General features: G+C 69.4%; 19 protein-coding genes. 16 read left to right on the forward strand and 3 right to left on the reverse strand.

What is annotated here, in order from left to right; genetic code table 11:
- Positions 1–6 precede the first annotated feature (6 nt).
- The 5 genes from ACEN98_RS15585 to ACEN98_RS15605 all read left to right on the forward strand — a co-directional run bounded on the left by ACEN98_RS15585 (position 7) and on the right by ACEN98_RS15605 (position 10,277).
- Positions 7–2,055 carry a chemotaxis protein CheW gene (locus ACEN98_RS15585; RefSeq protein WP_413385717.1) on the forward strand — a complete coding sequence of 683 codons (2,049 nt, stop codon included), beginning with the start codon at positions 7–9 and terminating at the stop codon, positions 2,053–2,055.
- On the forward strand, positions 2,052–3,110 hold the full coding sequence (locus ACEN98_RS15590) for a chemotaxis protein CheB (protein WP_413385718.1): 1,059 nt from the start codon (positions 2,052–2,054) through the stop codon (positions 3,108–3,110). The genes ACEN98_RS15585 and ACEN98_RS15590 overlap by 4 nt, the downstream gene beginning before the upstream one ends.
- Positions 3,107–6,241 (forward strand): EAL domain-containing protein, encoded by a 3,135-nt coding sequence (locus tag ACEN98_RS15595; protein ID WP_413385719.1) that lies wholly within the window; start codon positions 3,107–3,109, stop codon positions 6,239–6,241. The genes ACEN98_RS15590 and ACEN98_RS15595 overlap by 4 nt, the downstream gene beginning before the upstream one ends.
- Before the next feature lie 115 nt (positions 6,242–6,356).
- Positions 6,357–8,882: a beta-galactosidase GalB gene (galB, locus tag ACEN98_RS15600; RefSeq protein ID WP_413385720.1), complete on the forward strand. Its 2,526-nt coding sequence runs from the start codon at positions 6,357–6,359 to the stop codon at positions 8,880–8,882.
- A gap of 123 nt (positions 8,883–9,005) precedes the next feature.
- The gene (locus ACEN98_RS15605) at positions 9,006–10,277 is read left to right on the forward strand and encodes an ATP-binding protein (RefSeq protein WP_413385721.1); all 1,272 of its coding nucleotides are present in this window, start codon (positions 9,006–9,008) and stop codon (positions 10,275–10,277) included.
- A gap of 3 nt (positions 10,278–10,280) precedes the next feature.
- On the opposite strand, the gene ACEN98_RS15610 is transcribed toward ACEN98_RS15605, so the two are convergent.
- The gene (locus ACEN98_RS15610) at positions 10,281–10,766 is read right to left on the reverse strand and encodes an MgtC/SapB family protein (RefSeq protein WP_413385722.1); all 486 of its coding nucleotides are present in this window, start codon (positions 10,764–10,766) and stop codon (positions 10,281–10,283) included.
- A 225-nt stretch (positions 10,767–10,991) separates the two neighbouring features.
- Between ACEN98_RS15610 and ACEN98_RS15615 the strand changes: the two genes are divergently transcribed.
- The 6 genes from ACEN98_RS15615 to ACEN98_RS15640 are packed head-to-tail and all read left to right on the forward strand — an operon-like array spanning position 10,992 to position 18,877.
- Complete coding sequence (locus ACEN98_RS15615; RefSeq protein WP_413385723.1) at positions 10,992–11,432, forward strand: type IV pilin protein; 441 nt, start codon at positions 10,992–10,994, stop codon at positions 11,430–11,432.
- Positions 11,429–12,052, forward strand: a complete 624-nt coding sequence (locus ACEN98_RS15620) for a Tfp pilus assembly protein FimT/FimU (protein WP_413385724.1) — start codon at positions 11,429–11,431, stop codon at positions 12,050–12,052. The genes ACEN98_RS15615 and ACEN98_RS15620 overlap by 4 nt, the downstream gene beginning before the upstream one ends.
- Positions 12,049–12,462, forward strand: coding sequence for a type IV pilus modification PilV family protein (locus ACEN98_RS15625; RefSeq protein WP_413385725.1), 414 nt, complete (start codon positions 12,049–12,051; stop codon positions 12,460–12,462). Before ACEN98_RS15620 ends, ACEN98_RS15625 begins: the two co-directional genes overlap by 4 nt.
- On the forward strand, positions 12,459–13,628 hold the full coding sequence (locus ACEN98_RS15630) for a PilW family protein (protein ID WP_413385726.1): 1,170 nt from the start codon (positions 12,459–12,461) through the stop codon (positions 13,626–13,628). Before ACEN98_RS15625 ends, ACEN98_RS15630 begins: the two co-directional genes overlap by 4 nt.
- Positions 13,625–14,212, forward strand: a complete 588-nt coding sequence (locus ACEN98_RS15635) for a hypothetical protein (RefSeq protein WP_413343209.1) — start codon at positions 13,625–13,627, stop codon at positions 14,210–14,212. Before ACEN98_RS15630 ends, ACEN98_RS15635 begins: the two co-directional genes overlap by 4 nt.
- A gap of 9 nt (positions 14,213–14,221) precedes the next feature.
- A complete protein-coding gene (locus ACEN98_RS15640; RefSeq protein WP_413385727.1) occupies positions 14,222–18,877 on the forward strand; it encodes a pilus assembly protein in 4,656 nt (1,551 codons plus the stop codon).
- A gap of 6 nt (positions 18,878–18,883) precedes the next feature.
- Here ACEN98_RS15640 and ACEN98_RS15645 read toward each other — a convergent pair whose 3' ends face one another.
- Both ACEN98_RS15645 and ACEN98_RS15650 read right to left on the reverse strand, forming a co-directional pair.
- Positions 18,884–19,903 carry a DUF3108 domain-containing protein gene (locus ACEN98_RS15645; RefSeq protein WP_413385728.1) on the reverse strand — a complete coding sequence of 340 codons (1,020 nt, stop codon included), beginning with the start codon at positions 19,901–19,903 and terminating at the stop codon, positions 18,884–18,886.
- A 33-nt stretch (positions 19,904–19,936) separates the two neighbouring features.
- Positions 19,937–20,296 (reverse strand): MarR family transcriptional regulator, encoded by a 360-nt coding sequence (locus tag ACEN98_RS15650; protein WP_075791842.1) that lies wholly within the window; start codon positions 20,294–20,296, stop codon positions 19,937–19,939.
- A gap of 93 nt (positions 20,297–20,389) precedes the next feature.
- Between ACEN98_RS15650 and ACEN98_RS15655 the strand changes: the two genes are divergently transcribed.
- From ACEN98_RS15655 to dxs, 5 genes are all read left to right on the forward strand, one after another.
- Positions 20,390–20,956 (forward strand): hypothetical protein, encoded by a 567-nt coding sequence (locus tag ACEN98_RS15655; protein ID WP_413385729.1) that lies wholly within the window; start codon positions 20,390–20,392, stop codon positions 20,954–20,956.
- A 138-nt stretch (positions 20,957–21,094) separates the two neighbouring features.
- Entirely contained in the window at positions 21,095–22,144 is a 1,050-nt protein-coding gene (locus tag ACEN98_RS15660) for an NAD(P)-dependent alcohol dehydrogenase (protein WP_413385730.1), read from the forward strand.
- Positions 22,144–23,328, forward strand: coding sequence for an MFS transporter (locus ACEN98_RS15665; RefSeq protein WP_413385731.1), 1,185 nt, complete (start codon positions 22,144–22,146; stop codon positions 23,326–23,328). The genes ACEN98_RS15660 and ACEN98_RS15665 overlap by 1 nt, the downstream gene beginning before the upstream one ends.
- 20 nt (positions 23,329–23,348) lie before the next feature.
- Positions 23,349–24,239: a LysR family transcriptional regulator gene (locus ACEN98_RS15670; RefSeq protein ID WP_413385732.1), complete on the forward strand. Its 891-nt coding sequence runs from the start codon at positions 23,349–23,351 to the stop codon at positions 24,237–24,239.
- A 137-nt stretch (positions 24,240–24,376) separates the two neighbouring features.
- Positions 24,377–26,155: a 1-deoxy-D-xylulose-5-phosphate synthase gene (dxs, locus tag ACEN98_RS15675; RefSeq protein WP_413385733.1), complete on the forward strand. Its 1,779-nt coding sequence runs from the start codon at positions 24,377–24,379 to the stop codon at positions 26,153–26,155.
- Position 26,156 lies beyond the last annotated feature (1 nt).

Here is a 26,156-nt window from a genome sequence, read left to right on the forward strand (position 1 = left end):
CCTGCGATGACCGACGAAGCATTCCGGGAGCGGCTGCGCGCCATCTTCGGCGAAGAGGCGCGCGAGCACCTGGCCCAGATCGACGTGGGCCTGGTGGCGCTCGAACAGGCGGGCGGGGGCCAGCGCGACGTCCTGTTCGAACGCCTGCTGAAGGTGCTGCATACCCTCAAGGGCGCGGCGCGCACCGTCGACGAGATCGAGCTGGAGCGCCTGTGCCATGCGCTGGAAAGCATGCTGGGCGCGGCGCGCGCGGCCGGCGCGGCGGGGGTGTCGGCGACGGCCGAACAGTTCGACCTGCTGCACCGGGCCGCCGCCGCGGCGCGTCAGGTCGTCGACGCGCCCGCCCTGCGCAGCCGCAAGGTGGCTGGCATGCTGGCGGCGCAGGTCGAGACCGCCGCGGCCGAGCTGCCGGCGCAGGCGGCCGAGGCGCCCGCGCAGGAAGCGCCGGCCGCGCCGGAGGTGCCGGATGAGCCGGATGAGCCGGACCCGCCGGCGGACGAGACGGAGCAGAACCGGACGGACGAGCGCATCCGCGTCGACGGCCGCTGCATCGATGCGATCCGCGCCCACGCCGAAGGCCTGCTGCCCGTCGAACTTAAGTTGCGCCACCACGTCGACGAATTGCGCGCTCTCGCGGCCGGGATCGCGACGCGGCGGCGCGAAGGCGTCGTCTCCTTCGACGATGAAGCGGCGCGCCTCGAGCTCGCGTGCGCCCAGCTGGCCACGGGGCTGGAAAACACGGGCAAGGAATTGCATGGCGTGCGCGCGCGCCTGTTCGAGGCCGTGCTGGAAACGGCGCTGGTGCCGGCCGCCGCCGCGTTCGGCGAGCTGCCCGCGCTCGTGCGCAACCTGGCGCGGGGCCGCGGCAAGCAGGTACGGCTGGAGACGCTGGGCGCCGACGTGGACCTCGACCGGCGCGTGCTGGGCGTCGTGCGCGAAGCGCTGATCCACCTCGTCACCAATGCCGTCGACCACGGCATCGAGACGCCCGACGAGCGCGCGCGCGCGGGCAAGGATCCGGCCGGGCGCATCGAGATCGCGGTGACGCAGCGCGACGCGCGCACGGTGTGCGTGCGCGTGCGCGACGACGGCGCCGGCATCGACGCGGACGCGGTCGCGCGCCGTGCCGGCGTGGACGCGGCGGAACTCGCGCAGATGAGCGAACAGCAGCGCCTGCAGCTCGCCCTGCGGGCCGGCGTGTCGACCCGCACCGAGGTCACGTCCGTGTCGGGCCGCGGCGTGGGCCTGGCCATCGTGGCGGACAAGGTGGCGGCCAGCGGCGGCCAACTGGTCGTGGGCACCGTGCCGGGCGCCGGCGCGTCGTTCGAACTGCTGCTGCCGGTGGGCGTGGCGAGCCTGCGCGCGCTGGTCGTGGAAGTCGACGGCCACCGCTACGCGCTGCCGCTGGCCGGCCTGGAGGCCGTGCGCAGCGCGGCGCAGGCGGCCGTGCGCACCGTCGAGGGCCGCGAGACCGTGCTCGTGGGCGGGCGCGTGCTGCCGCTCGTGCGCCTCGCCGCACTGTTCGGCACGGCGCGGCCCGGCACCGACGGCGACCAGGGCGTCGTGGTCACCGCGCAGGCGGGCGGCCAGGCGTTCGCCGTGCTGGTCGACGCCATCGTCGCCGAGCAGGACCTGCTGCCCAAGCCCCTGGGGCCGCTGCTGCGGCGCGTGCGCTGGTTCAGCGGTGCGGCGCAGCTGGGCGACGGCACGCTTGCGCCCGTGATCGCGCTCGAGGACGTCGCCGGCGCCGGCTATGCGGTGGACACGGCCGTCGACGGCCTCGACGCGCAGTCGCGCCTGCGCACCGGGCGCTACGACGTGGTCGTGAGCGACGTCGAGATGCCGAACATGGACGGCCTGGCGCTCACCGCCAGCATCCGGGCGACGCCGGCCACCGCCGAGCTGCCCGTGATCCTGGTGACGTCGCTGCAGACGCCCGAGCAGCGCGAAGCCGGCCTGCGCGCGGGCGCGGACGCGTATTTCACGAAGGGCAGTTTCGATCAGGACCGCCTGCTGGCGACGGTGCGCCGGGTGGCGGGGATGGAGGCATCATGATCCGGGTACTGGTGGTGGACGACTCGAATTCGGTGCGGGCGCTGCTGATGCACATCCTCGGCACGGCCCCGGGCCTCGCGGTGGTCGGGTGCGCGGCGGACGGCGAGGAAGCCGTGAAGCTCGCGCGCGAGCTGCAGCCGGACGTGATCACGATGGACCTGCACATGCCGCGCATGGACGGCTTCGAAGCCATCCGCCGCATCATGCGCGAATGCCCCACGCGCATCGTCGTCGTCAGCGGCAGCGACTCCCGGGCCGAGGTCGACGCCAGTTTCCGCGCGATCGAGGCGGGCGCGCTGGTGCTGGTGCGGCGGCCGCTCGGCATCGGCAACCCGGCGCATGCGGACAGCGCGCGCGACCTCGTGCGCACGGTGAAGGCGATGGCCGAGGTGCGCGTCGTGCGGCGCTGGAGCGATGCGCGCCGGGCCGCGCGGCCGCTGCAGGGGGCGCCGCGGCGGCTCGTGGCCGTCGGCGCGTCGACGGGCGGACCGACGGTGCTGCGCGACATCCTGGCCGAACTGCCGGCCGACTATCCGCTGCCGGTCGTGATCGTGCAGCATCTCGCGCCCGGCTTCATGGACGGCCTGGCGACGTGGCTGGGCGAGGCCAGCGGCTACCCGGTGGAGGTGCTGAAGGATGGCGCCCCGCTGGCGGGCGGGCGCGCCTGCCTCGTCCCGGAAGGCTGGCAGGCGACGCTGGGCCCGGGGCTCGTCGGCCGGCTCGTGCTGGCGCCGCCGGAACACGGCATGTGCCCGTCCGTGTCGCACCTGTTCCGCGCCATCGATCCCGAACTGCGTCCAGCCACCGCGGCCGTCCTGCTGACCGGCATGGGCAAGGACGGCGCGGCCGAATTGAAGCTGTTGCGCGAGCACGGCGCGCTGACCATCGCGCAGGACCGCGCGAGCGCCGTCGTCTACGGCATGCCCGGCGAGGCGTTGCGGCTGGACGCCGCGATGCTGGTGCTGGAACCCGCGGAAATCGGCAAGGTGCTGGCACGCCTGCCGGCCGAGCCGTTTCCGTCATCCGTATTTCCAACCCTTGGGGACCTTCCATGAGCACGTCTCCCGACAACGTCGTCGAACGCGATACCGTGGCCTCCCACGAGATCGAAATCCTGGTGGTGGAGGACAGCGCCACCCAGGCCCGCCAGCTGGCGCAACTGCTCGAAACCGTGGGCTACCGCGTGCGCATCGCATCCGACGGCCGCGCGGGCCTGGAGGCGGCCCGACAGCGACCGCCGACGCTCATCGTCACCGACATCAACATGCCGCGCATGGACGGCTTCGAGATGTGCAAGGCGATCAAGCAGGACCCGCACGTGCGCGACGTGCCGGTGATCCTGCTCACGTCCCTCTCCAGCCTGTACGACGTGATCAAGGGCCTGGACTGCGGCGCCGACAACTTCATCCGCAAGCCGTTCGAGGCGGACTACCTGCTGGGCCGCATCCGCTTCATCCTCGCCAACCGCGCGCTGCGCTCCAACGAGCGGGTACAGCTGGGGATGAAGATCAACCTGGGCGGCCAGACCCATTTCATCACGGCGGAACGCCAGCAGATCTTCGATCTCCTGATTTCGACGTACGAGGAAGCGATCCACATGACGGAGCAGCTGCGCGCCCAGCAGGAGCGCATCGCCCATTCGTACCAGTCGCTGGAAGGGCTGTACCGGGTCGCGGAGGCGATCAATCCGGTGCTGTCGGAGCAGGACGTGGCCGAGCGCGCGCTCGACCGCGTGCTGGACCTGCCGGGCGTCACCGGCGCGACGATCCGGCTGCACGACCACGACGGCCGGCCCACGTTCGCCGTCGCGCGCGACGGCACCGGCGCCGTCATGGAGCCGTGCACCTGCGTCATGCCGGCCGGGGCGCAGCCGGCGGCCGTGATGCGGTCGACGTGCCGCGGCTTTCCCAGCCTGCGCGTCCCGCTGTCGACCGGCACGCGCAGCCGCGGCATGATGTGCCTGACCGTCGGCGACGGCCCGCTGGCCGAGGACGACCGCCAGGTACTGGAGACGGTCGGCAGCCAGATCGCCGTCGCCGTCGAGCGCGCGCACCTGTACGGCAACATGGAGCGCCTGGTCGACGAGCGCACGGCGGCGCTGGAATCGGAGCGTGCGCTGCTGGCGGCCGTGGTGAACCTGTCCGGGGCACTGGTCTGCGTGGTGGACGGCGACGGCAGCATCCGGCTGTTCAATCCGGCCTGCGAGCAGACGTCGGGCTGGCGTGCGGAAGAGGTGCTGGGGCGGCCGTTCCGCGACCTGTTCCGCCGCGCCGACAACGCGCCCGTGGAATTCAATGCGTCGCCGGCCGGGACGATGCCCGTGCAGCAAAGCGGCGAATGGGTCGCGCGCGACGGGTCCGTGCGCTCCGTGATCTGGTCGTCGACCATGCTGCCCCGCGCCGACGGCAGCGTGCAGTACGTCGTCACGGCGGGCATGGACGTGACGGAGCTGCGCCGCGCCGAAGAGAGCCTGCGCTATCTCTCCAACTTCGACCGCGAGACCGGCCTGCCGAACGACGTGCTACTGCGCGACCGCGTGCGCCAGATGCAGGCCCGCGTCATCGACGGCAAGCCGCTGCTCGGCTACATGCTGCTGCGCCTGACGCGCTTGCAGGTGATCCGCGCCAGCGTGGGCGTGGAAGCCGAACAGGCGCTGCTGCGCCAGGCCGCGGGCCGCCTGGGCGAGCTCCAGGACGCCGATCTCACGGTCGCGCGCACGGGCGAGCGCACGTTCACGCTCGCCGCGCTGCGCGCGAACGAGGCGGAGATGGCCACGCTGGCGCGCCTGGTGCTGGAGCGCATGGACGAGGCGTTCGTCCACGACGGCGAGGACGTGCACCTGGACCCATGCATCGGCATCGCCCTGTTCCCGAACGACGCCGACGACTATGACGGCCTCACCCAGGACGCCGAGGCGGCGCTGCAGCGCGCCCTGGCGAGCAAGGACGAGCGCTACGCGTTCTACCGGCCGGAACTCAACGACGGGGTGTACGAGCGCTACCGCTTCGAGAACGCGCTGCGGCGCGCGCTCGAACGCGACGAGCTGATCGTGTACTACCAGCCGCAGGCGAGTCTCGCCACCGGTCAGCTCATCGGCTTCGAGGCGCTGCTGCGCTGGCAGCATCCGGAACTGGGCCTGATCCCGCCGGGCCGCTTCATCGGCCTGGCGGAGGAGACGGGCATGGTCCTGCCCATCGGCGAGCGGGTGCTGCGGCTGGCCTGCGAACAGTCGATGGCGTGGCAGCGCGAGGGCCTGCGCGCCGTGCCGGTCTCGGTGAACCTGTCGGCGCGCCAGTTCTCGGAACGGATCGTCGAGACGGTCGCGAAAACCCTCGCCGCGACGGGGCTGGAACCGAAGCTGCTGGAACTGGAGTTGACGGAAAGCGCGTCGATGGAAGACCCGCAGAAGACCGTCGACATCCTGTGCAAGCTGAAGGAGATGGGCGTGCGCCTGGCCATCGACGATTTCGGCACGGGCTACTCGAACCTGAACTACCTGAAGCGCTTCCCCGTCGACCGCCTGAAGCTCGACCAGTCGTTCGTGCGCGACCTGACGTCCGACCCGGACGACCTGGCGATCGCGCGTGCCGTGATCGCGATGGGGCACGGCCTGCGGCTGGACGTGATCGCGGAAGGCGTCGAGACGGAAGGGCAGCTGGCGCTGCTGGCGCAGCACGGCTGCGACGAGGTGCAGGGCTACCTGTTCGGCCGGCCCGCGGCGCCCGAGGATTGCGGCCGCATGCTGCGCGAGGAAAAGTCGCTCGCCCTGGACAAGCTGCAGCCGCAGCCCTATCACCGCACCCTGCTGTACGTGGACGACGAAGTGAACCTGCTGACGGCGATCCGGCGCGCGATGCGCCAGAGCGGCTACCGCGTGCTGGTCGCGAGCAACGCGCGCGAGGCGTTCGAGATCCTCGCGACGAACGAGGTGGGCGTCATCGTGTGCGACCAGCGCATGCGCGGGATGAGCGGCACCGAATTCCTCGCGCGCGTGAAGCAGATGTATCCGCTCGCCGTGCGCATGGTGCTGTCGGGGTACACGGACCTGCAGTCGGTCACGGAGGCCGTCAACCGGGGCGCGATCTTCAAGTTCCTGACGAAACCATGGATCGACACGGAACTGGACGAGGCGGTGCGCGAGGCGTTCGCCGAATTCGAATCGAAACGGCTGCACGGGAACCCGTGAAGGAGGCTTTGCTATCGCGCTTTTGGATACCGGCCCGGCCCATTTCATATAGCTGGGCGCGGGGAGGCTGGCTCATACTTGGGGTTTCCCTTCTCATAACCATAACGACGAGACCATGACGCTTCTTCCCCGTACCCTCACCATCGTTGCCCTCGGCGTCGCCATGCTGTGCGGCGGCGCCCATGCGGCCGACGTCCGCGAACGCCAGTCGTTCGACGCCGGCTGGCGCTTCACGAAAGGCGATCCGGCCGGCAGCGCGGCACCGGACGCCGCCTCCCAGCCGGCCTTCGACGACGCCGCGTGGCGCAAGCTCGACCTGCCGCACGACTGGGGCATCGAAGGGCCGTTCAAGCAGGAATACCCGGGCGAGACGGGCAAGCTGCCGTGGTGGGGCGTCGGCTGGTACCGCAAGCACTTCACCTTGCCGGCCGGCGACGCGGGCCGCCGCGTCTACCTGGACATCGACGGCGCCATGTCGCACGCGAAGGTCTGGGTGAACGGTCAATACGTGGGCGGGTGGCCGTACGGCTATGCGTCGTGGCGCGTGGACCTGACGCCGTACGCGAAGCCGGGCAGCGACAACGTCGTGGCGATCCGGCTCGACAATCCCGAGAAGTCGTCGCGTTGGTATCCGGGCGGCGGCATCTACCGCCACGTCTGGCTCGTCAAGACGACGCCCGTGCACGTGGCCCAGTACGGGACGTTCGTGACGACGCCGCAGGTCTCGAAGGCGCAAGCCACCGTCTCCGTGCAGACGACGGTGGAAAGCAACGGCCGCGCGGCGCAGGTGCAGGTCGCGACCGAGATCTACGCGCTCGACGCGGCCGGCAAGCGCGGCGCCGCGCCGGTCGCGCGCCAGGCGGCCACGAAGGTCACCAAGGTGGAGGCGGATCGCCAGGCCCAGCTCACGCAGACGCTGACGGTGCCGCAGCCGAAGCTGTGGAGCATCACGAGCCCGCAGCGCTACGTGGCCGTCACCACCGTCACGGAAAACGGCCAGGTGACGGACGTCGTCGAGACCCCGTTCGGCATCCGCAGCGCCGTGTTCGACGCGAACAAGGGCTTCCTGCTGAACGGCCAGCGCGTGCCGCTGAACGGCGTGTGCATGCACCACGACCTGGGCGCGCTGGGCAGTGCGATCAACGAGCGCGCCCTCGAGCGCCAGCTCGAGCTGCTGCGCGAGATGGGCACGAACGCGATCCGCACGAGCCACAACCCGCCGGCGCCGGAGCTGCTGGACCTCGCCGACCGCATGGGCTTTGTCGTGCTGGACGAGGCGTTCGACATGTGGCACGAGAAGAAGACGCCGAACGACTACCACACGTCGTTCGACGAATGGCACGAGAAGGACCTGCGCGCGCAGATCCGGCGCGACCGCAACCACCCGAGCGTGATCGCCTGGAGCACCGGCAACGAGATCCCGGAGCAGGGCAAGCCGGAAGGCTGGAAGCTGGCCGCGCACCTGGCCGAGATCGCGCGCGGCGAGGACCGCACGCGCCCGATCACGTCCGCATACAACCACACGGATTCCGGCTACAACGGGTTCCAGAACGTGGTCGACATCTTCGGCTACAACTACAAGCCGGGCGAGTACGGCAAGATGCATGCGTCCGCGCCCTACCTGCCGATCTACGGCAGCGAGACCGCGTCGACGATCAGCTCGCGCGGCGAATACTTCTTCCCGGTCAGCGACGACAAATCGAAAGGCGCCGCCAATTTCCAGGTCAGCAGCTACGACCTGACGGCGCCGCCGTGGGCGACGTCGCCCGACGTCGAATTCAAGGGGCAGGACGACAATCCGTTCGTGGCGGGCGAATTCGTGTGGACCGGCTTCGACTACCTGGGCGAGCCGACGCCGTACAACGACGACACGACGAACCTGCTGAACTTCACCGATCCCGCCCAGCAGGCGCGCGCCGCGCAGGAACTGGCGACGCTGAAGAAGATCGCGATGCCGTCGCGCAGCTCGTACTTCGGCATCATCGACCTGGCCGGCTTCAAGAAGGACCGCTTCTACTTGTACCAGGCCCGCTGGCGCCCGGAGCTGCCGATGGCGCACCTGCTGCCGCACTGGAACTGGCCGGAGCGCGTGGGCCAGGTGACGCCGGTGCATTTGTACACGTCGGGCGACGAGGCGGAGCTGTTCCTGAACGGCAAATCGCTGGGCCGCAAGAAGCGCGGCCCGCGCGACTACCGCCTGCGCTGGGACGACGTCGTCTACCAGCCCGGCACCTTGAAAGCGGTCGTGTACAAGAAGGGCAAGCGCTGGGCCGAAGACACCGTCGCGACGACGGGCGCGCCCGCGAAGCTGCTCGTGTCGGCCGACCGTGCCAGGCTGCGCGCGGACGGGAAGGACTTGTCGTTCGTGACGGTCACGGTCGCGGACAAGGATGGCCGTCAGGTACCGCGCTCGCATGACCGCATCACCTTCAAGCTGTCCGGGCCGGGCGAGATCGTCGCGACGGACAATGGCGACGCGACCGACCTGGAAGCGTTCCAGTCGCCGGCGCGCAAGGCCTTCAACGGCCTGGCGCTGGCCATCGTGAAGACGAAGGCGGGCCAAGCGGGCAAGCTGACCCTGACGGCCAGCGCCGATGGGCTCGAAGGGGCGCAGGTGACGCTGGACACCCAGGCGCAGTAAGGCCGACTGTTGTAATCAGGCGATAGCGACCGAAACTCTTGCATGCAAGAGTTTCAAGAAAGCCCCCACGCTCGGCGTTTCCTCCGGATAATGGAATTTCCGTAAATATGCCGAGCCATCGCCATGGAATTTGAAGTTTTCGAATCGCTATCGTCGAGCCCCGCGCCGGCCGAAGCCGCGTCGCCCCTGGTCCGGCTGCAATACCTGATCGACAATACGCCGGCGATCATCTACGCCACCGTGCCCAGCGGCGACTTCAAGATGACGTTCGTGAGCAACAATGCCTACAAGGTCCTCGGCTACCGGCCGGAAGAGATGCTGGCCGATCCGAACTTCTGGTTCGACCATCTCCACCCGGACGACGCGCCGGGCATCTTTTCCAGCCTGGCCCAGCTGTTCGTGGAAGGCGAGCGCACGTACGAATACCGGTTCCGCACCGCGAGCGGCGAGTTCGTGTGGATGCACGACCGCCTGCGCCTGATCCGCGACGAGCACGGCACGCCGGTGGAAGTCATCGGCTCGCTGACGGACATCACCTCGCGCAAGAACATGGAGCAGAAGCAGCAGCAGCTGATCGCCCGCCTGAGCGAGGCGCACGAGCAACTCCTGCAGTCGGAAAAGATGGCGTCGATCGGCCAGCTGGCGGCCGGCGTCGCGCACGAGATCAACAACCCGATCGGCTTCGTCAACTCCAATATGGGGACGTTGGGGCACTACGTGGACACGCTGCTGAACGTGGTGGACGCGTACGGCGAGGCGGTGCAGAAGGCGGCGCCCGGCTCGGCGCTGACGGCGCAGATCGAGGCGATCAACCGCGAGGCGGACCTCGGCTACCTGAAGGACGACATCGCCGACCTCGTGAGCGAGTCGATGGACGGCCTGAAGCGCGTGAAGGACATCGTCCAGGCGCTGAAGGATTTTTCGCACGTCGGCCAGAACGACTGGCAGTACGCGGACGTGCACGCGGGCCTGGACACGACGCTCAACATCGTCGCCAACGAGATCAAGTACAAGGCGACGGTCGAGAAGCACTACGGCAAGCTCCCGGAAATCAAGTGCCTGGCCTCGCAGCTGAACCAGGTGTTCATGAACCTGCTCGTGAATGCCGCCCAGGCCATCAATAGCAAGGGCGTGATCACGATCGCCACCGGGGCGAGCGAGGGCTGGGTGTGGGTGAAAATCAGCGACAACGGCTGCGGCATCCCGCCGGACAACCTGAAACGCATCTTCGAACCGTTCTTCACCACCAAGCCGGTGGGCAGCGGGACGGGCCTCGGCCTGTCGCTGTCGTACAGCATCGTCAACAAGCACGGCGGGCGTATCGACGTGGCGTCGAAGCCGGATGTCGGCACCGTCTTCACGATCAAGCTGCCGGTGGTGCCGCCGGCGTCCTGACGCTCACTCCTCATGCAGGCGGATCGCCTGCTTCTCCTGTTCCGGCTTGTCCAGCCAGCGCCGGTGCAACGCCCGCTCGATGGGCTTGCCGCACACGAACAGGACGAACACGAGGACGAGGGCGATCGCGGCGATCTGCCACGAGCCCATGCCGCACAGGATGCCGAGGATCGCGGTGATCCAGATCGACGCGGCGGTCGTGAGGCCGCGCACGCGGTCGCTGCCGTTGTCGCGGATGATCACGCCCGAGCCGAGGAAGCCGATGCCCGTCACCAGTCCCTGGATCACGCGGCTGACGGCGGAAGGATCGGCCTGGCCGTCGCCCGTGAGGAAATTGGCGCCGGCGAGGGTCAGCACGCAGGCGCCCAGGCATACGAGTCCCAGGGTGCGGATGCCGGTGGGCTTGCCGTGCAGGTTGCGGTCCAGGCCGATCAGGCCGCCGACGAGGACCGAGACCGTCAGGCGCAACAGGATGTCGAGGTAGTCCATGCGTCGGGTTGTTGTCGAGAGGACACTATCCTACCACCTGGATGGCACCGTTGCAGGCAAGCTTGTGGATCTGATAAATGCTGTTAAAACATTCGTAATTTCGAGCATTCGGGGCCAGAAAACTGTCTCGTTCCCGTCCAAAAAGCATGGTTTCGTCGCGTTTTTACGACCACATTTCGCGAGGTTGCGCTAATATTGACGCGCGGAAACTTTCACCCAATGTTTATGAAAACACGTTCCCTGACCACCCGGCGCGAACGCGGCTTCACGCTGATCGAGATCCTCGTCGTCGTCGCAATCGTCGGCATCCTCAGCGCCATCGCCGTCCCGACCTATCGCGACTACGTGATACGGGCGCGCCTGACCGAAGCGTTCTCGGGCCTCGGCAGTGTGCAGATCGCCGCCGAGGATTACTGGAACAACGGCAGTCCCCACACGTACGCCGGCTTCGACCGGCTACCGCCGAACAGTAGCAGCTTCACGTTCGCGCTGAGCGGCGCGACCGCGTCCGCGTACACCGTGACGGCGACCGGTGCCGGTCCGGTGGCGGGCTTCGTCTACACGGTCGACCAGAACGGCAACCGCGCGACGACGGCCGCGCCGACCGGGTGGGGTACGAGCACGTCGTGCTGGATCGACCGCAAGGGTGGCCAGTGCACCCAGTGACGCTCCCGCCGGCGGCGCGCGGCTTCACGTTGATCGAGGCCGCGGTGGTCGTCGCCATCATGGGCATCGTGCTCGCGGTCGGCTTGCCGTCCATGTCGGACTGGCTGCTGGGCCGCAAGGCGCTGGCGGCCGCCGTGTTTTACCAGGACGGCTTCACGCTCGCGCGCAACGCGGCGATCGCGCACAACAGCCACAGCCGGCTCGTGCTGACCGAAAACGCCGCCAACGGCAAGATGGACTGGCGCGTCGACATCTGCTTCCCGACGTCGGGCACGCCGTGCAACGACGTGACGGGCGGCTGGTCGACCGCCGCCGCGGCGGACGGCGATCCCGATCCGAACCCCGTCTTCCGCTCGATCGCACGTAGCGCCCAGGCCATGCCGGGCGAGAGCGACCTCGCGCAGGCCGTGAGCCCGTCCGGCGCCACCGAAGTCTATTTCACGCCGCTGGGCTGGGTCGATACGGCCGTCGCGCCGTATCTCGCGCGGATCGACATGGCGCCGTCGCTCACGCGCGCGCACGCCTTCGCCCCGCTGGCCGTCGTGTTGACGCTGGCCGGCATCGCGTCCATCTGCGACCCGGCGGCGCCGGCGCACGACGTCCGCGGGTGCCCGCCATGATCGCACGCCGCCAGCAGGGCATGGCCCTGATCGAATCCATCGTCGCCGCCGTGTTGCTGGCGGTCGGCCTGCTCGGCGTCGTCGGCATGCAGGCGCGGTCGATGGGCGCCCTGGCCGACACCGGCATGCGCGCCGAGGCGACCATCGCGGCCGACCGGCTGCTCGGCATGATGGCCGTCGACCTGCCGAACGCGGGCGCGTACGCGCTGGCCGCGGGCGCGACGCCGAACGCGCGCCTGCAGCCGTGGTACGACGACACGCGTGCGCGTATCCCGAATGCGCAGGTGGTGATCGCCGTGACGCCCGCGGCCGGGCGCACGCGCGTGGCGATCACGATTTCCTGGACCCGCAAGACGGGGGCGGCACAGAACGCGCACCGGGTCGTGTCCTACCTGGCGGCGGCGACATGATGCGCGCGCCATCGCGCCGGGCAGGGGGCTTCTCGCTCGTCGAGCTGATGGTCAGCGTGGCCATCGGCCTGCTGGCACTCCTGTTTGCGCTGCGCATGGTGGGGGGCGCCGAACAGACGCGCCGCACCGCGCTGGGGGGCTCGGACGAAATGCAGAACGGGATGGTCGCGCTGTTCTCGCTCGCTAACGACGCGGGTAATGCCGGTTATGGCCTCAACGATCCCATCATCGCCGGCTGCAACACGCAGTTCAGCGACACGGCGGGATACGAGCTGGCGCCCGCGCCGCGCGGCACGGCGACCGTGACGCCGCTTGCGCCCGTCGTGATCGAGTCGCACGGTGCGGACGCGGACCGGATCTCGTTCTATGCCGGCACGTCGGTCGGCGGCACGCCCACGCTGCGTCTGACCAGCGACGCGGCAGCCGGCGCCACGCAGCTCGACGTGGACCGCATCGTGTACGGTTTCAGCCAGGGCGACGTGCTCGTCGTCGCGCCCGAGCAGCCGGGTGCCGACTGCCGTCTCGTCCAGCGTTCCGACAACGACCAGACGGCCACGCGCGTCCTGCTGGCGTCCGGCGGCGGCATGCGCTTCAACGACAACACGTCGACGGCCACGTTCAAGGGCTACGCCGCGCGCGTGTTCGACCTCGGCCCGGCCGGGAACCTGGCGTTTCGCTCGTGGTCAGTGGCGGACGGCTACCTGCAGCTGCAGGCGGCGGCGCCGGTGGACGCGGCGGGGCAGCCGTCGACCGTGGCCGAGGACATCGTCTCCATCAAGGCCCAGTACGGCATCGACACCCGCACGGGGAGCGCGTTCCTGCCGCAGAACGGCCTGCAGGTGAACCGCTGGACGGCCACGATGATCGATGCGGACGGTTCGGGCACGGTGGGCGACGCGGGCGACTGGCAACACATCGCCGCCGTGCGCCTGGCCGTCGTCGCGCGCAGCAAGGCCGTCGAGCACCCTGCCGCCGGCGCGGCCTGCACGACCACGACGGCGCAACCGGTCGTATTCTCGAGCGCCGCGCCTGCCGGCGTGGCCGGCGTGCCCATTACGGTGAACGTCGCCGTGACCGGCGATCCGCTCGACTGGCGCTGCTACCGCTACCGCGTGTTCGAGACCGTGGCCACGCTGCGCAATGCGGGATGGAGGCCGAATCCATGAGAACGCGGCCGAACCTGCGGGCCCACGGCATGGCGCTGCCTGTCGTGCTGATCATCCTCGCCGTGATGCTGCTGGGGAGCGTGTACCTGCTCCGCTCCGTCAACTCCACCGCGCTCACGACCGGCAATCTCGCCTACGACACCACCCTGAGCCGCGAAGCCGACCTGGGCTTGCACACGGCGTTTGCCTGGCTGAGCCAGACCGCGCAGACCAACAAGGCGGCGCTGAACCAGGACGACGCGGCCAGCGGCTACGTGGCCACGTGGGACGCCGCCAGCCAGGCGCGCGACGCCGCATTCTGGAACGGCAGCCGCACCATCACCGGCGACGACGGCACGAGCATCGAATACGTGATCCACCGCCTGTGCGCGTCGGCCGGCGCGTACAGCGGCACGAACCGCTGCATGCAGACGGCCGCCAATACGGCGACGGCGGGCAGCACGGTGGCGATGGGCGACAGCCTGGCCTCCGACGCGCCGTCGTATGCGGGTACGCCCCAGCTGCATTACGTGATCACGGCACGCATCACCGGCGGCCGCGGAGCCAACGTGACCAACCAGATGATCGTCCTGATCGGCGCCTGACCTACCATCATGAATAAACTCCTCGTCATCCTGGGCTTCGTTGCCCTGACGCTGGCCGGCACCGCCGGCGCGGCCGTGACCAGCATTGCCCAGCTTCCGCTCCTCAACGTCGACGGCACCGGTAACGTCAAGCCGAACCTGATGCTGCTGTACGATAACTCGGGCTCGATGGCGAGCGCCTTCACGCCGGACTATATCGACGACAGCACGACGTGCCGCTCGCGCGCGCTGATGACGGGCGGGACCCGCGGCTGCACGGTCGGGCACCCGCCATTCAACAGCGCGGACTTCAACCGCCAGTACTACGACCCGAAGGTGCGCTACACGCCGCCGGTGCGCGCGGACGGCACCTCGTACACATCGATGACGCGCAGCGCAACCAGCGACTGGACGTCCGTGACGACGGACGGCTTCGGCGTAAACCGACGCGACCTGCTGGGGAACAGCGCCGCCAGCACGAACCTCGCGACCGGATTCCCCGACCTGCGCTGGTGCGACTCGAACAGTGCCAATTGCGTCTACAACTCGGCCACGTACACGTATCCGAACGATGTGCGCTATACCGCGAAGGCGTACACGACCAACCCCTACTACTATACGATCAACGTTGCCGAGTACTGCACGACCGCCGCGCTGACGACGTGCGTGACGACCGCAGTGGGCGCACCGGCACCCAACGGTTATCCGTTCCCTGCCAGGGTGCGCTGGTGCGACAGCACCGCGCTCACCAACTGCCAGGCGAAATACGTCGGCAACTTCAAATACCCGCGTTTCTCGAATCCGAACGGCGGCGTGGTCGCCGCGTATGGCACGATCACGATCGGCACGTCGGCCTCGAACGGTGCCATCACGATCAATGGCGTGTCGGTCGCCGAGTCGGGGGGCAACGTCGTCATCACGAACAACGCGGTGACTGCCGCGTCGGGCACGAATACGGTCGGCAAGCAGCAGACGGTAGCGACCGCGCTCGCCGCGTCGATCATCGCGAAGACGGGGCTGACGAACCAGTACCTCGCCTGCGTGCGCACGCCGGCGTCGGGCTACGGCGTGCCGGCCTGCTCGACCTACGGCATCACGCTCGGCACCGACAACGTCGTGGCCGTGATCCCGATCGACTGCGCCAGCGGCACGAGCGGCAAATCCATGGGCGTCTGCTCGGTCCTGACGGACAGCAGCCGTTCCGGCTGGGCCATCACGGTGGACGCGCCGGCGGCCATCGTCCAGGCCGCGCAGCCGGCAACGGCCCTCATCACGGTGTCCGGCACGGCCAGCAATAGCAAGAACGCCAGCGGCCGCACCGTGCTTGCCGGCGGCACCAAACTGGGCAGCAAGACCATCATCGCATCCGACCTCACGTTCGGCAAGAGAGCGAGCAATACGGCGGTCGCTTCGGCCATCGCGGGTGCGATCGGCACGCAGGGCACCATCACGGCGTACGCCGGCGGTAACGCCGTCACGACGGCCTGCGCGGGCAAGAGCGCCGCCACCGTCTGCGTGGCCGACACGGGCGCCAGCGCGGGCGGTGCCGCGATCACGATGGGGGCGCTCACCAACAACGGCGGCGACATCAGCTTCGCGCTGACGCCGGCGTCGGCGCCCGTGCCCGCCGTGTACGACACGATGCCGGTAACGACGACACCGCTGGGCAGCGGGGCGGCCGTATTCGTGCGCACGGACATCGTGCCCACCGTGACGAGCTATCCGAAGGCGGCCGGCCGCACCGACTGCGCCGGCGACACCTGCACGTACGACGAGGAGATGACGAACTTCGCCAACTGGTATGCCTACTACAAGACGCGCAACCAGATGATGAAAACCGCCGTCGGTCTCGCGTTCCAGGCGTTGACGTCGAACTACAACGTCGGCATCGTCGCGCTGTCCGCCGCCGCGGCCGAGGGCACGATGACGGCGCCCCAGCAATTCACGGGCGACGCGCGCACGACCTGGTACTCGACCCTGTACGCGATGGACGGCAGCCAGTCGACGCCGCTGCGCCCCGCGCTGCACGCGATCGGCAAGATGTACGCCAACCTGAGTCCCTACGTGGCCGCGGCCGGATCGGAAGTGGTGCAGTACCCGTGCCAGCAGAACTTCACGTTCATCACGACCGACGGATACTGGAACGGCGGGGCCGCGTCCACGGTCGTCAACAACGACAACGTCGAAAGCACGGCGCGCTTCTGCACGCGCGGCACCGGCTGCTACGATCCGAGCGCCCAGAGCTACAACACGCTGGCCGACGTCGCGCTGTACTGGTACAACGGCGGTTCGAACACGGTATCGTCGTCGCTGCGCTCGGCGCTGGAAGACTGGACGAAACCGGGTCTCGTACCCGCGCAGGCGGGAGAAAACAGCCGCCTGCACATGAATACCTATGCGCTCGGCCTGGGCGTGGACGGCGTCATGAACTACGAGCCGAAGTACGATTCGGCGCCGGTGCCGGGCGGCGATTTCTACAACCTGATTACCGGCGCGGCGACCGGCTGCCCGTGGAACGGCAACGGCGCGTACGTCTGGCCGGATCCGAAGACGAGCGATTCCAGCGGCTCGGCCGCCTACCAGTCGCGCGTGGACGACCTGTGGCATGCCGCCATCAATGGCCACGGCCACTATTTCAGCGCGTCCGATCCGACCCAGGTCGTCCAGGGCCTGTCCTCGGCGCTGTCGGCGATCCAGGTGCGCATCGGGGCGGCGTCGGCGGCCGCGACGTCCACGCCGAACATCTCGCAGCAGGACAACGACATCTTCTCGTCCACGTTCACGACCGTGCGCTGGTACGGCGAACTGTCGGACCGCAAGATCGATCCGATTACCGGCGCGGTCTCGACGACGGCCGCGTGGACGTCGTCGGACACGGTCGGCCGCCTCGTCGGAGACAGCAGCGACTCGCGCACGATCTGGATGCAGGATACGGTGAACGGCGGCCTCAAGTCGTTCACGTACGCGAACCTGACGGCGACCGAGAAAGCGTGGTTCGACAACAAGTGCGCGGCGCTGGCCCAGTGCGCCAGCCTGTCGGCGACCGACCGCGCCACCGTCAACGCCGGCGCCAGCATCGTCGACTGGCTGCGCGGGCAGCAGCAGTACGCGGACGGGACGGTCCTGCGCGCGTACTCGCGCACCGACCACAACCCGCCCGGCCTGACGACGACGATCCCGATCGTGCTGGGCGACATCGCTTCTTCGAAACCGGCCTACCTGCGCGATCCGCGCAAGGGCTATTCCATCGCGGGCTATGCCGATTACAAGGCCGCCAACGCGACGCGCTCCCCGACCGTGTTCGTGGCCGCGAACGATGGGATGCTGCACGCCTTCGATGCGGCGTCTGGCTCCGAACTGTGGGCCTACGCGCCGCGCATCACGATGAAGAAGCTGTACCTGCAGGCCGGCACGACCTACGGCACCAACCACCAGTTCACGACGGACGGCGCGCCCGAGGTGGCCGACGTCAAGATCGACGGCACATGGCGCGCCGTGCTGGTGGCCGGCCTGAACGCGGGCGGCCGCGGCTACTACGCGCTGGACGTCACCGATCCCGCGCATCCGCGTGCCTTGTGGGAATTATGCGCCGATCCCGCGGTGTGCAGCGGTACCGCATATGACGCCGACATCGGTCTCACCTTCGGCAACCCGCAGTTCGGCACGTGGAAGGACAGCGGCGGGACCGAGCACTGGGCCGTGTTCCTCACGTCCGGCTACAACAACGTTCCCGGCACCGACGGCGTAAACGGCGGCAACGGCGCGGGCTACCTGTACGTGGTCGACGCCGCCACGGGCCAGGTACTGAACAAGGCCAGTACGGCCAACGGCGACACCACGACGCCTTCCGGCTTTGCCCGCATCACGGCCATTACCGCGAATCCGCTGACGGATCCGCTCGTGACCTATGTGTACGGGGGCGACAACCAGGGCAGGATGTACCGCTTCGACTACACCGCCGGCGGCGCGCCCGTGGTCGTGCAGATGGCGGATGCGGGCAGCACGCAGCCCGTGACGACGCGGCCGGAAATCACGCAATGCCGTGCGAACGGCACGGATGCGCAGGGCAACGCGACGACGGCCGTGCGCACGATGGTCGTGTACGGGACCGGGCGGTTGCTGGACCTGCCGGACATCGCGAATACCGACACGCAGAGCGTCTACGTGCTGAAGGACACCGGTGCGGGCATTCCGGCCGTGGACTGGCGCACGGCCGCGAAGATGGCCCGGATGCGCCTGTCGAAAAGCACGGCCGGCGGCGGCGACACATACGCCATCAGTGGCACGACCGTCAACTGGGGGACCCAGGCGGGCTGGTACATGGACCTGGACCAGAACAGCGGCGAGCGCGTCAACCTGGACCCGAAAGTCGTTTCCGGCACGCTCAACGTGGTGGCCAACATGCCGACGTCGTCGTCCGCCTGTTCGGTCGGCGGTACGAGCAATCTGTACCAGCTCGACGTCTGCACGGCGCAGCCGTTGCTGGTCGATTCCAGCAACCAGCCCATCGTGGGCCGCGCCCTGTCGAACACGTCGGCGGCCGTCGGCTTCATCATCGTGCGGCTGCCGAACGGCGCGCTGAAGCTGATCGCGACGACTGCGGACGGCAAGAACACGCCGTTCGATCTGCCGGCCGCCACGGCGCAAGCCGCACGCAAGGCCGGCTGGCGGCGCGTGCGCGACTGAGCCGCGTTACGGCAGCGCGGGGGCGGAGTCCAGCGCCGACAGCGTTTGCGTGGCGCTTCCGCCCGCATCTTCCACGCGCAGGCGCACGGGCAGCCAGTTTCGCTCCGGCGCGAGCCAGATGTCCAGCCGTGCCATGCCGGGAGCGGCGAGTTCCGCGAGATGCCAGGCCGCGAGCGTACCGATGCCAGTCGCGACATCTTCCCGGCCCAGCACCTTGAACCGCGCGATGCGCAGGTCGCGCGCGCCGGCCACGACGACGTCGAGCGTGTCGCGGACCTGGTCCGGTTCCGCAAGGCCGATGCCGGCGAGCTGCATCAGCACCGATGCGCGGTCCTGGATACCGACGTTGTCCGGACTTTCGGCGCCGGTTGCGCGGAACAGCACGCGGTGGCCGTCCGCATCGAATTCCGTCAGCAGTGGACCGGCGTCGCCGTCCTCGCGTGCAAGCCGCGGCGCGATGCCGGCGTCGCCGCTCGCGCCCTCGCTGTGCAGGCGTCCAAGGACGCCGTCCATGTCGAGCACATAACGGTCGCCATCCGTGCGCCAGGTCAGGCGCGTCGGGCCGGCCGGCGCCGGGACGCCGCCCGCCGGCTGGCGCACGAGGTCGTAGGTGAGCTGGACCGGGGCGGGCAGGCGGACGCGGTAACGGCCCGGCATCTGCAGCAGCGGCGGCCCGGTGTCGGACGGCGCGGCGGATACGGTGCCCGGCGCATCCGGGGCTGGACGTTGCGCGTCGGCGGGTGGTGGCACGGGCGTGGCTGCCGACCGCTGCGCGGGTCGCGGGCGTGCCGGTGCTGCGACGGCTGCCGGTGTCGCCGGGGACGGGGAAGTCGGCGCGGCCAGGACGGGGACCGGAGCAGGCGGCGCGAGCCTTACGCTGAGTCTGCTTTCAGCCGCCACCGGCGTGGCCGGGAACGCTCCGCGACCGCGCGCGGCGAGCAACTGCAGCAGTGCGAGGTGCGCTGCCGCGGAACACACGCACAGGACCAGCAAACGCCGGTGCCGGGACAGGAAGGCAAGCGTCATGCCGCTAGTGTAGCAGTGCGCTGGTGGCCTTCCTCAACCCGTCTTCTCGACAGCCTTGACCATGCACTTCGACAGCTTGTCGAAGTGCGCCAGCGCCGCCTGCGTGAGCGTCACCTGCTTGCGCCTCGTGTCCTCGGTATCGGTCAGCATGATCCAGCCCTTCTCGCGCATCGACGTCAGGCGGCTGTGGACGGTGGCTGGCGCTCCGAGTTCCTTCTTGGCCATCATGTCGCGCACGCACAGGCGCTCGCCGTCCTGCATGGCGCGCGCGACGGTGCCGAGGATGCGTTCTTCCAGCGGGTCGAGCGAGGGCAGGGACGGCAGCCCGCGCAAGGCTTCCGCGAGTTGCAGAAAGCGCAGATAGATGTCGGCGGGACGGGTCGATTTGCTCATGGGCAGATTATAATGCGATAGCCACGCGAACTCCATCACCTACAAACCCTCATGTCATCCCCTTTAACTCCTGGTAACCACGCTGGACCGGGCGTGTCCGACCGCGCCCGCGTCGCCTGCGCGAGCGTCGTCGGCTCGGTGGTGTTCTACCTGCTGCTGGCGCGGTTGCAGGACTGGGTGTTCCCCAACGTCGAGTTCATGCGCGGAGTCGGCTGGATCTACCTGCCGGCGGGCGCACGGCTGCTGTGCCCGTTGCTGCTGGGCTTGCCCGGCGCGGTCGGCGTCCTGGTGGGGTCGTGGTGCGAATGCTTCTTCCACCTGTATCCGGACGATCCCGTGCGCTCCTTCGCCGGCGGCATCAGCTCGGCGCTCGCGCCCTACCTGGTGTACCTGTTCGCGTTGCGGGTGCTGGGCATGCAGGCGTCGCTGGCCAACCTGACGTCGCGCCGCCTGCTGCTGCTCGTGCCGCTGTTCGGCGTGGCCAGCCCGCTGATGCACCACCTGTGGTTCTGGATGCATGGCGACCACGTCCACCTGGCGCAGGGTTTCGCCGTCATGGCGGCCGGCGACATGCTGGGCGCGCTGGTGGTCCTGTACGCGCTGAAGGGCATGCTGGGGCTGCTGCCGGCGCCGGCACCCCGCCGGGAAGATCTTTCATGACGAGGTGGACATGATTCCGCTGCGGATTCATGAATCCCATTCATAAGGTCAAGCAATCCCCGCCGGTCCCGCGCGGCAGGTTTGCCGTTACCATCGTCGTCCTGCGATGCAAACGACAACCTTACGAAAGGATCATCCATGACCGTCAAGGCCTATGGCGCCCATGCCGCCGACAAACCGCTCGAATCCCTGGACATCGCCCGCCGCGCGCCGGGTCCGCACGACGTGCAGATCGAGATCGCCTATTGCGGCGTGTGCCACTCCGACCTGCACACGGTGAAGGCCGAGTGGGCCGGCACCCTGTATCCGTGCGTGCCGGGCCACGAGATCGTCGGCAGGGTCTCCGCCGTTGGCGCCCACGTGAAGGCTTTCCGGGAAGGTGACCTGGTGGGCGTCGGCTGCATGGTCGACAGTTGCCGGCACTGCGCGGACTGCGAGGAGGGCCTCGAAAACTATTGCGACGGCATGGTCGGCACGTACAACGGCCCGACCGCGGACGCACCCGGCCACACGCTGGGCGGCTATTCCGAGCGCATCGTCGTGCACGAGCGCTACGTGCTGCGCGTGCGCCACCCCGAAGCGCAGCTCGCCGCGGTCGCGCCGCTGCTGTGCGCCGGCATCACGACGTACTCGCCGCTGCGCCACTGGAACGCGGGCCCGGGCAAGACCGTGGGCGTCGTCGGCATCGGCGGCCTGGGCCACATGGGCATCAAGCTGGCCCGCGCGATGGGCGCGCACGTCGTCGCCTTCACGACGTCCGAATCGAAGCGCGCGGATGCCGAGGCGCTGGGCGCGCACGAGGTGGTCGTGTCGCGCGATGCCGATGCGATGGCCGCGCGGGCGAACAGCCTGGACCTGATCGTCAACACGGTCGCCGCGCCGCACGACCTGGACGCCTGCCTGAACCTCCTGAAGCGCGACGGCACGATGGTGCTGGTCGGCGCGCCCGCGACGCCGCACCCGTCGCCGCAGGTGTTCAACCTGATCATGAAGCGCCGCGCGCTGGCCGGCTCGATGATCGGCGGGATCGCGGAAACGCAGGAGATGCTGGACTTCTGCGCGCGGCACGGCATCGTCGCGGACATCGAGATGATCCGCGCCGACGAGATCAACGCCGCATACGAACGCATGCTCAAGGGCGACGTGAAGTACCGCTTCGTGATCGACAACGCGACGCTGGCCGCCTGATGCAGCCACAAGTCTCATCGCTCCCGAACGGCGTCGCGCAGGACGCGCAAGCCGCATGGGGCGCCGTGTTCGCGCTGGCCCTGGCCGCGTTCGCGCTCGTCGCGTCCGAGTTCATGCCGGTCAGCCTGCTCAGTCCCATCGCGTCGGACCTGCGCATCAGCGAAGGCCAGGCGGGGCAGGCGATAGGCGTGTCCGGCGCGTTCGCCCTCGTGACGAGCCTGTGCGTGGCGCGCCTGGCCGGACGCCTCGACCGTAAGGTGCTGCTGCTCGGCCTCACGCTGATGATGATCGTGTCCGGCACCATCGCCGCGTTCGCGCCGAACTACGCCGTGTTCATGGCGGGGCGGGCGTGCATCGGCGTGGCGATCGGCGGATTCTGGTCGATGTCGGCGGCGACCGCGATGCGGCTCGTGCCGGACCACCTCGTGCCGCGCGCGCTGGCCATCGTCAACGGCGGCAACGCGCTGGCGACCGTGGTCGCGGCGCCCGCCGGCAGCTTCCTCGGCGCGCTGGTCGGCTGGCGCGGCGCGTTCTTCGCGATCGTGCCTGTCGCGGCGCTGGCATTCGCGTGGAAGTTCGTGAGCCTGCCCGCCTTGCCCGCGGCATCGGACGCGACATCCGGCAGCGTGTTCGCGCTGCTGAAGCGCCCGGCCGTCGCGTACGGCATGGCGGGCGTCAGCCTGTTCTTCATGGGGCAGTTCGCGCTGTTCACGTATCTGCGGCCGTTCCTCGAAACGGTCACGCACGTGAGCGCGACGACGCTGACCGGCATGCTGCTGGCGATCGGCATCGCGGGCTTCATCGGCACGACGTGCATCGGCGCGGTCCTCGACAACCACCTGTACCGCACGCTGGCCGTCATCCCGCTCGTGATGGCCGTGCTGGCCGGCGCGCTGGTGGCATTCGGCGGGTCGACGCCCATCGTCGCGATGCTGCTTGCCGTGTGGGGCCTCGTCGCGACGGCGGCACCGGTAGGCTGGTGGACGTGGCTCGCGCGCACCTTGCCGGACGACGCGGAGGCGGGCGGGGGCCTGATCGTGGCCGTCGTCCAGCTGGCGCTCGCCCTCGGCGCCACGTTGGGCGGCGTGCTGTTCGACGCCTGGGGCTTCCGCGCGACGTTCGGGTTGGCCGCGCTGCTGCTCGTCATCGCCGCGGCGCTGGCCCGCAAGGCCGCGCGCGCCTGATTCAAGCTTAGAATCACGGCATGGCACGCGATAATCTCAGCGACATCCTCGTCTTCCTCGCGGTCGCGCGCGAACGCAGTTTTACGCGCGCGGCCGTCAAGCTCGGCATGACGCAGTCCGCGCTTAGCCATACCATCCGCGCGCTGGAAGCGAGACTGGGCGTGCGGCTGCTGACGCGCACGACGCGCAGCGTGTCGCCCACCGAGGCCGGCGAACGGCTGTTGCAGAACGTGGCGCCGCGGCTGGAAGAGATCGACGCGGAGATCGCCGCCGTCAGCGAGCTCGGTGACCGGCCCGCCGGCACCGTCCGCATCACGGCCACGGACCACGTCATCGACAACGTGCTGTGGCCGCGCCTGGCCGCCGTGCTGCCGCAGTACCCGGACATCCACCTGGAGATCAGTTCCGAATACCGCATGGTGGACGTGGCGGCCGAACGCTACGACATCGGCGTGCGCTGGGGCGACCAGGTCGAGAAGGACATGATCGCCGTGCGCCTCACGCCCGACACGCAGACGATGATCGTCGGCGCACCCGAGTACTTCGCGCACCGTCCCGTGCCCGCGTCCATCGACGACCTCATGAAGCACGAATGCATCCGCCTGCGCCTCGCCGGCGGCGGCGTCTACGCGTGGGAGATGCTCGATCGCGGCGCAGCCGTCGACGTGCGCGTGCGCGGACGCTACACGTTCAACGGCGTGTACCAGATGCTGAACGCGGCGCTGTCCGGCTGCGGCCTCGCCTACATGACCGAAGACGTGGCGGTACCGCACCTGCGGGCCGGCCGCCTCGTCAGCGTGATGGCGGACTCCTGCCCCAAATTCCCCGGCCTGCATGCGTACTATCCGAGCCGCCGCCACGCGTCGCGCGCACTGGCCGTCGTGCTCGATGCGATCCGCCACAAAGGCTGATTTCTGCCGGGATTTTTCGTGCGTACCATATCTCCGAAGAGGCTGGCGCACGGTTGAAGCGAATACCTGAACGGATGGCCAGGATGTTCTAGAATGGGTCGCCTGCGGTGCCTGTCGCACGCCGCATGGAGGACCGCATGGACCTGCTCGAGGCAATCAACGACCCCGCCGCCTTGCGTGCGCTACCCCGCGCGCGCCTGGAGACGCTGGCGCGCCAGTTGCGCCGCTTCCTGCTCGACACGGTGGCGCGCACCGGCGGCCATCTCGCGTCGAACCTGGGGACGGTGGAACTGACGATCGCGCTGCACTATGTGTTCGCCACGCCGCGCGACCGCATCGTGTGGGACGTTGGCCACCAGAGCTATGGCCACAAGGTGTTGACGGGCCGGCGCGCGCAGATGCACACCCTGCGCCAGGCGGGCGGCCTCTCGGGCTTCCCGCGCCGCTGCGAGAGCGTGCACGACTGCTTCGGCACGGCGCATTCGTCGACGGCATTGTCCGCCGCGCTCGGCATGGCGCTGGCCGCGAAGCTGCAGGGCGACGACCGCCATGCCGTGGCCGTCTGCGGCGACGGCGCGCTGTCCGCCGGCATGGCGTTCGAGGCGTTGAACAACGCCGGCGTCGATCCGTCGCTGCGCCTGCTCGTCGTCGTCAACCACAACGGCATGTCCATTTCGCCCGCCGTGGGCGCGCTGGACCGGCATCTGTCCGATCTTGCCGCCGGCCGCGTGCGCCCCGGCGCATCGCTGTTCGAGGCGCTCGGCTGCGCGTATGCCGGCCCGGTGGACGGCCATGATCTCGACGCGCTGATCCCCGCGCTGGCGGCCGCCCGGGGGCGTCCGGGTCTGCAGGTGCTGCACGTCGTCACGCGCAAGGGGAAGGGCTATGCGCGCGCGGAGGCCGCGCCCACGCTGTACCACGGCACCGGGCGCTTCGACCCCGCGCAGGGCGTGCCGGACGGCGCCCGCGGCCGGCCGGCGTACACGGACGTGTTCGGCGACTGGCTGTGCGACATGGCCGCGCACGACCCGCGCCTCGTCGGCATTACGCCCGCCATGCGCGAAGGGTCCGGCCTCGTGCGCTTCGCCCGGCGCTTCCCCGACCGCTACGTGGACGTCGGCATCGCGGAGCAGCACGCGCTGACGTTTGCGGGCGGCCTCGCCGTCGAAGGCATGAAGCCCGTCGTCGCCATCTATTCCACCTTCTTGCAACGTGCCTACGACCAGTTGATCCACGACGTCGCGCGGCAGAACCTCGACGTGACGTTCGCGCTCGACCGCGCCGGCCTCGTCGGCGCGGACGGCGCCACCCATGCGGGCAACTACGATATCGCCTACCTGCGCTGCGTGCCGAACATGGTCTTGATGGCCGCGTCCGACGAGGCCGAGTGCCGGCGCATGCTGACGACCGCCTACCGCCATCCGGGGCCGGCGGCCGTGCGTTATCCGCGCGGACCGGGTCCCGGGATCGTGCCGGCGGCCGAGCTGGACACCATTCCGTTCGGCCGCGGCGAGGTGCGCCGGCACGGGGCCGGCATCGCGATCCTTGCCTTCGGCCCGATGCTGGCGCCGAGCCTCGAGGCGGGCGCGGAACTGGGCGCGACGGTCGCCAACATGCGGTTCGTGAAGCCGCTCGACGCGGACCTCGTGGCGGCACTGGCGCGCGACCATGCGCAACTCGTGACGGTGGAGGAGGGCGCCGTCATGGGCGGCGCGGGCGCGGCCGTCGCGGAGGCGCTGGCCGCGGCCGGCCTCCAGCGCCCGCTGTTGATGCTGGGCCTGCCGGACCTGTTCATCGAGCACGGCGACCCCGCCGCGCTGCTGGGTGCCGCAGGGCTCGACGCGGCCGGCATCGCGGGCGCCATCCGTCAGCGATATCGTGCCGATGCTCCTTTGCTCGTAGCGAACAGTAGTTAGC

This window comes from Massilia sp. CT11-137, from assembly GCF_047302885.1.
GTDB lineage: Bacteria > Pseudomonadota > Gammaproteobacteria > Burkholderiales > Burkholderiaceae_D > Telluria > Telluria orientalis.

Excerpts from the sequence above, each read along its gene's own strand:
- dxs (WP_413385733.1), top strand. The coding sequence starts at position 24,377 with ATGGACCTGCTCGAGGCAATCAACGACCCCGCCGCCTTGCGTGCGCTA.
- ACEN98_RS15665 (WP_413385731.1), top strand. The coding sequence starts at position 22,144 with ATGCAGCCACAAGTCTCATCGCTCCCGAACGGCGTCGCGCAGGACGCG.
- ACEN98_RS15595 (WP_413385719.1), top strand. The coding sequence starts at position 3,107 with ATGAGCACGTCTCCCGACAACGTCGTCGAACGCGATACCGTGGCCTCC.
- ACEN98_RS15585 (WP_413385717.1), top strand. The coding sequence starts at position 7 with ATGACCGACGAAGCATTCCGGGAGCGGCTGCGCGCCATCTTCGGCGAA.
- ACEN98_RS15605 (WP_413385721.1), top strand. The coding sequence starts at position 9,006 with ATGGAATTTGAAGTTTTCGAATCGCTATCGTCGAGCCCCGCGCCGGCC.
- ACEN98_RS15660 (WP_413385730.1), top strand. The coding sequence starts at position 21,095 with ATGACCGTCAAGGCCTATGGCGCCCATGCCGCCGACAAACCGCTCGAA.
- ACEN98_RS15625 (WP_413385725.1), top strand. The coding sequence starts at position 12,049 with ATGATCGCACGCCGCCAGCAGGGCATGGCCCTGATCGAATCCATCGTC.
- ACEN98_RS15650 (WP_075791842.1), bottom strand. The coding sequence starts at position 20,296 with ATGAGCAAATCGACCCGTCCCGCCGACATCTATCTGCGCTTTCTGCAA.
- ACEN98_RS15635 (WP_413343209.1), top strand. The coding sequence starts at position 13,625 with ATGAGAACGCGGCCGAACCTGCGGGCCCACGGCATGGCGCTGCCTGTC.
- galB (WP_413385720.1), top strand. The coding sequence starts at position 6,357 with ATGACGCTTCTTCCCCGTACCCTCACCATCGTTGCCCTCGGCGTCGCC.
- ACEN98_RS15630 (WP_413385726.1), top strand. The coding sequence starts at position 12,459 with ATGATGCGCGCGCCATCGCGCCGGGCAGGGGGCTTCTCGCTCGTCGAG.
- ACEN98_RS15590 (WP_413385718.1), top strand. The coding sequence starts at position 2,052 with ATGATCCGGGTACTGGTGGTGGACGACTCGAATTCGGTGCGGGCGCTG.
- ACEN98_RS15610 (WP_413385722.1), bottom strand. The coding sequence starts at position 10,766 with ATGGACTACCTCGACATCCTGTTGCGCCTGACGGTCTCGGTCCTCGTC.
- ACEN98_RS15670 (WP_413385732.1), top strand. The coding sequence starts at position 23,349 with ATGGCACGCGATAATCTCAGCGACATCCTCGTCTTCCTCGCGGTCGCG.
- ACEN98_RS15640 (WP_413385727.1), top strand. The coding sequence starts at position 14,222 with ATGAATAAACTCCTCGTCATCCTGGGCTTCGTTGCCCTGACGCTGGCC.
- ACEN98_RS15615 (WP_413385723.1), top strand. The coding sequence starts at position 10,992 with ATGAAAACACGTTCCCTGACCACCCGGCGCGAACGCGGCTTCACGCTG.
- ACEN98_RS15645 (WP_413385728.1), bottom strand. The coding sequence starts at position 19,903 with ATGACGCTTGCCTTCCTGTCCCGGCACCGGCGTTTGCTGGTCCTGTGC.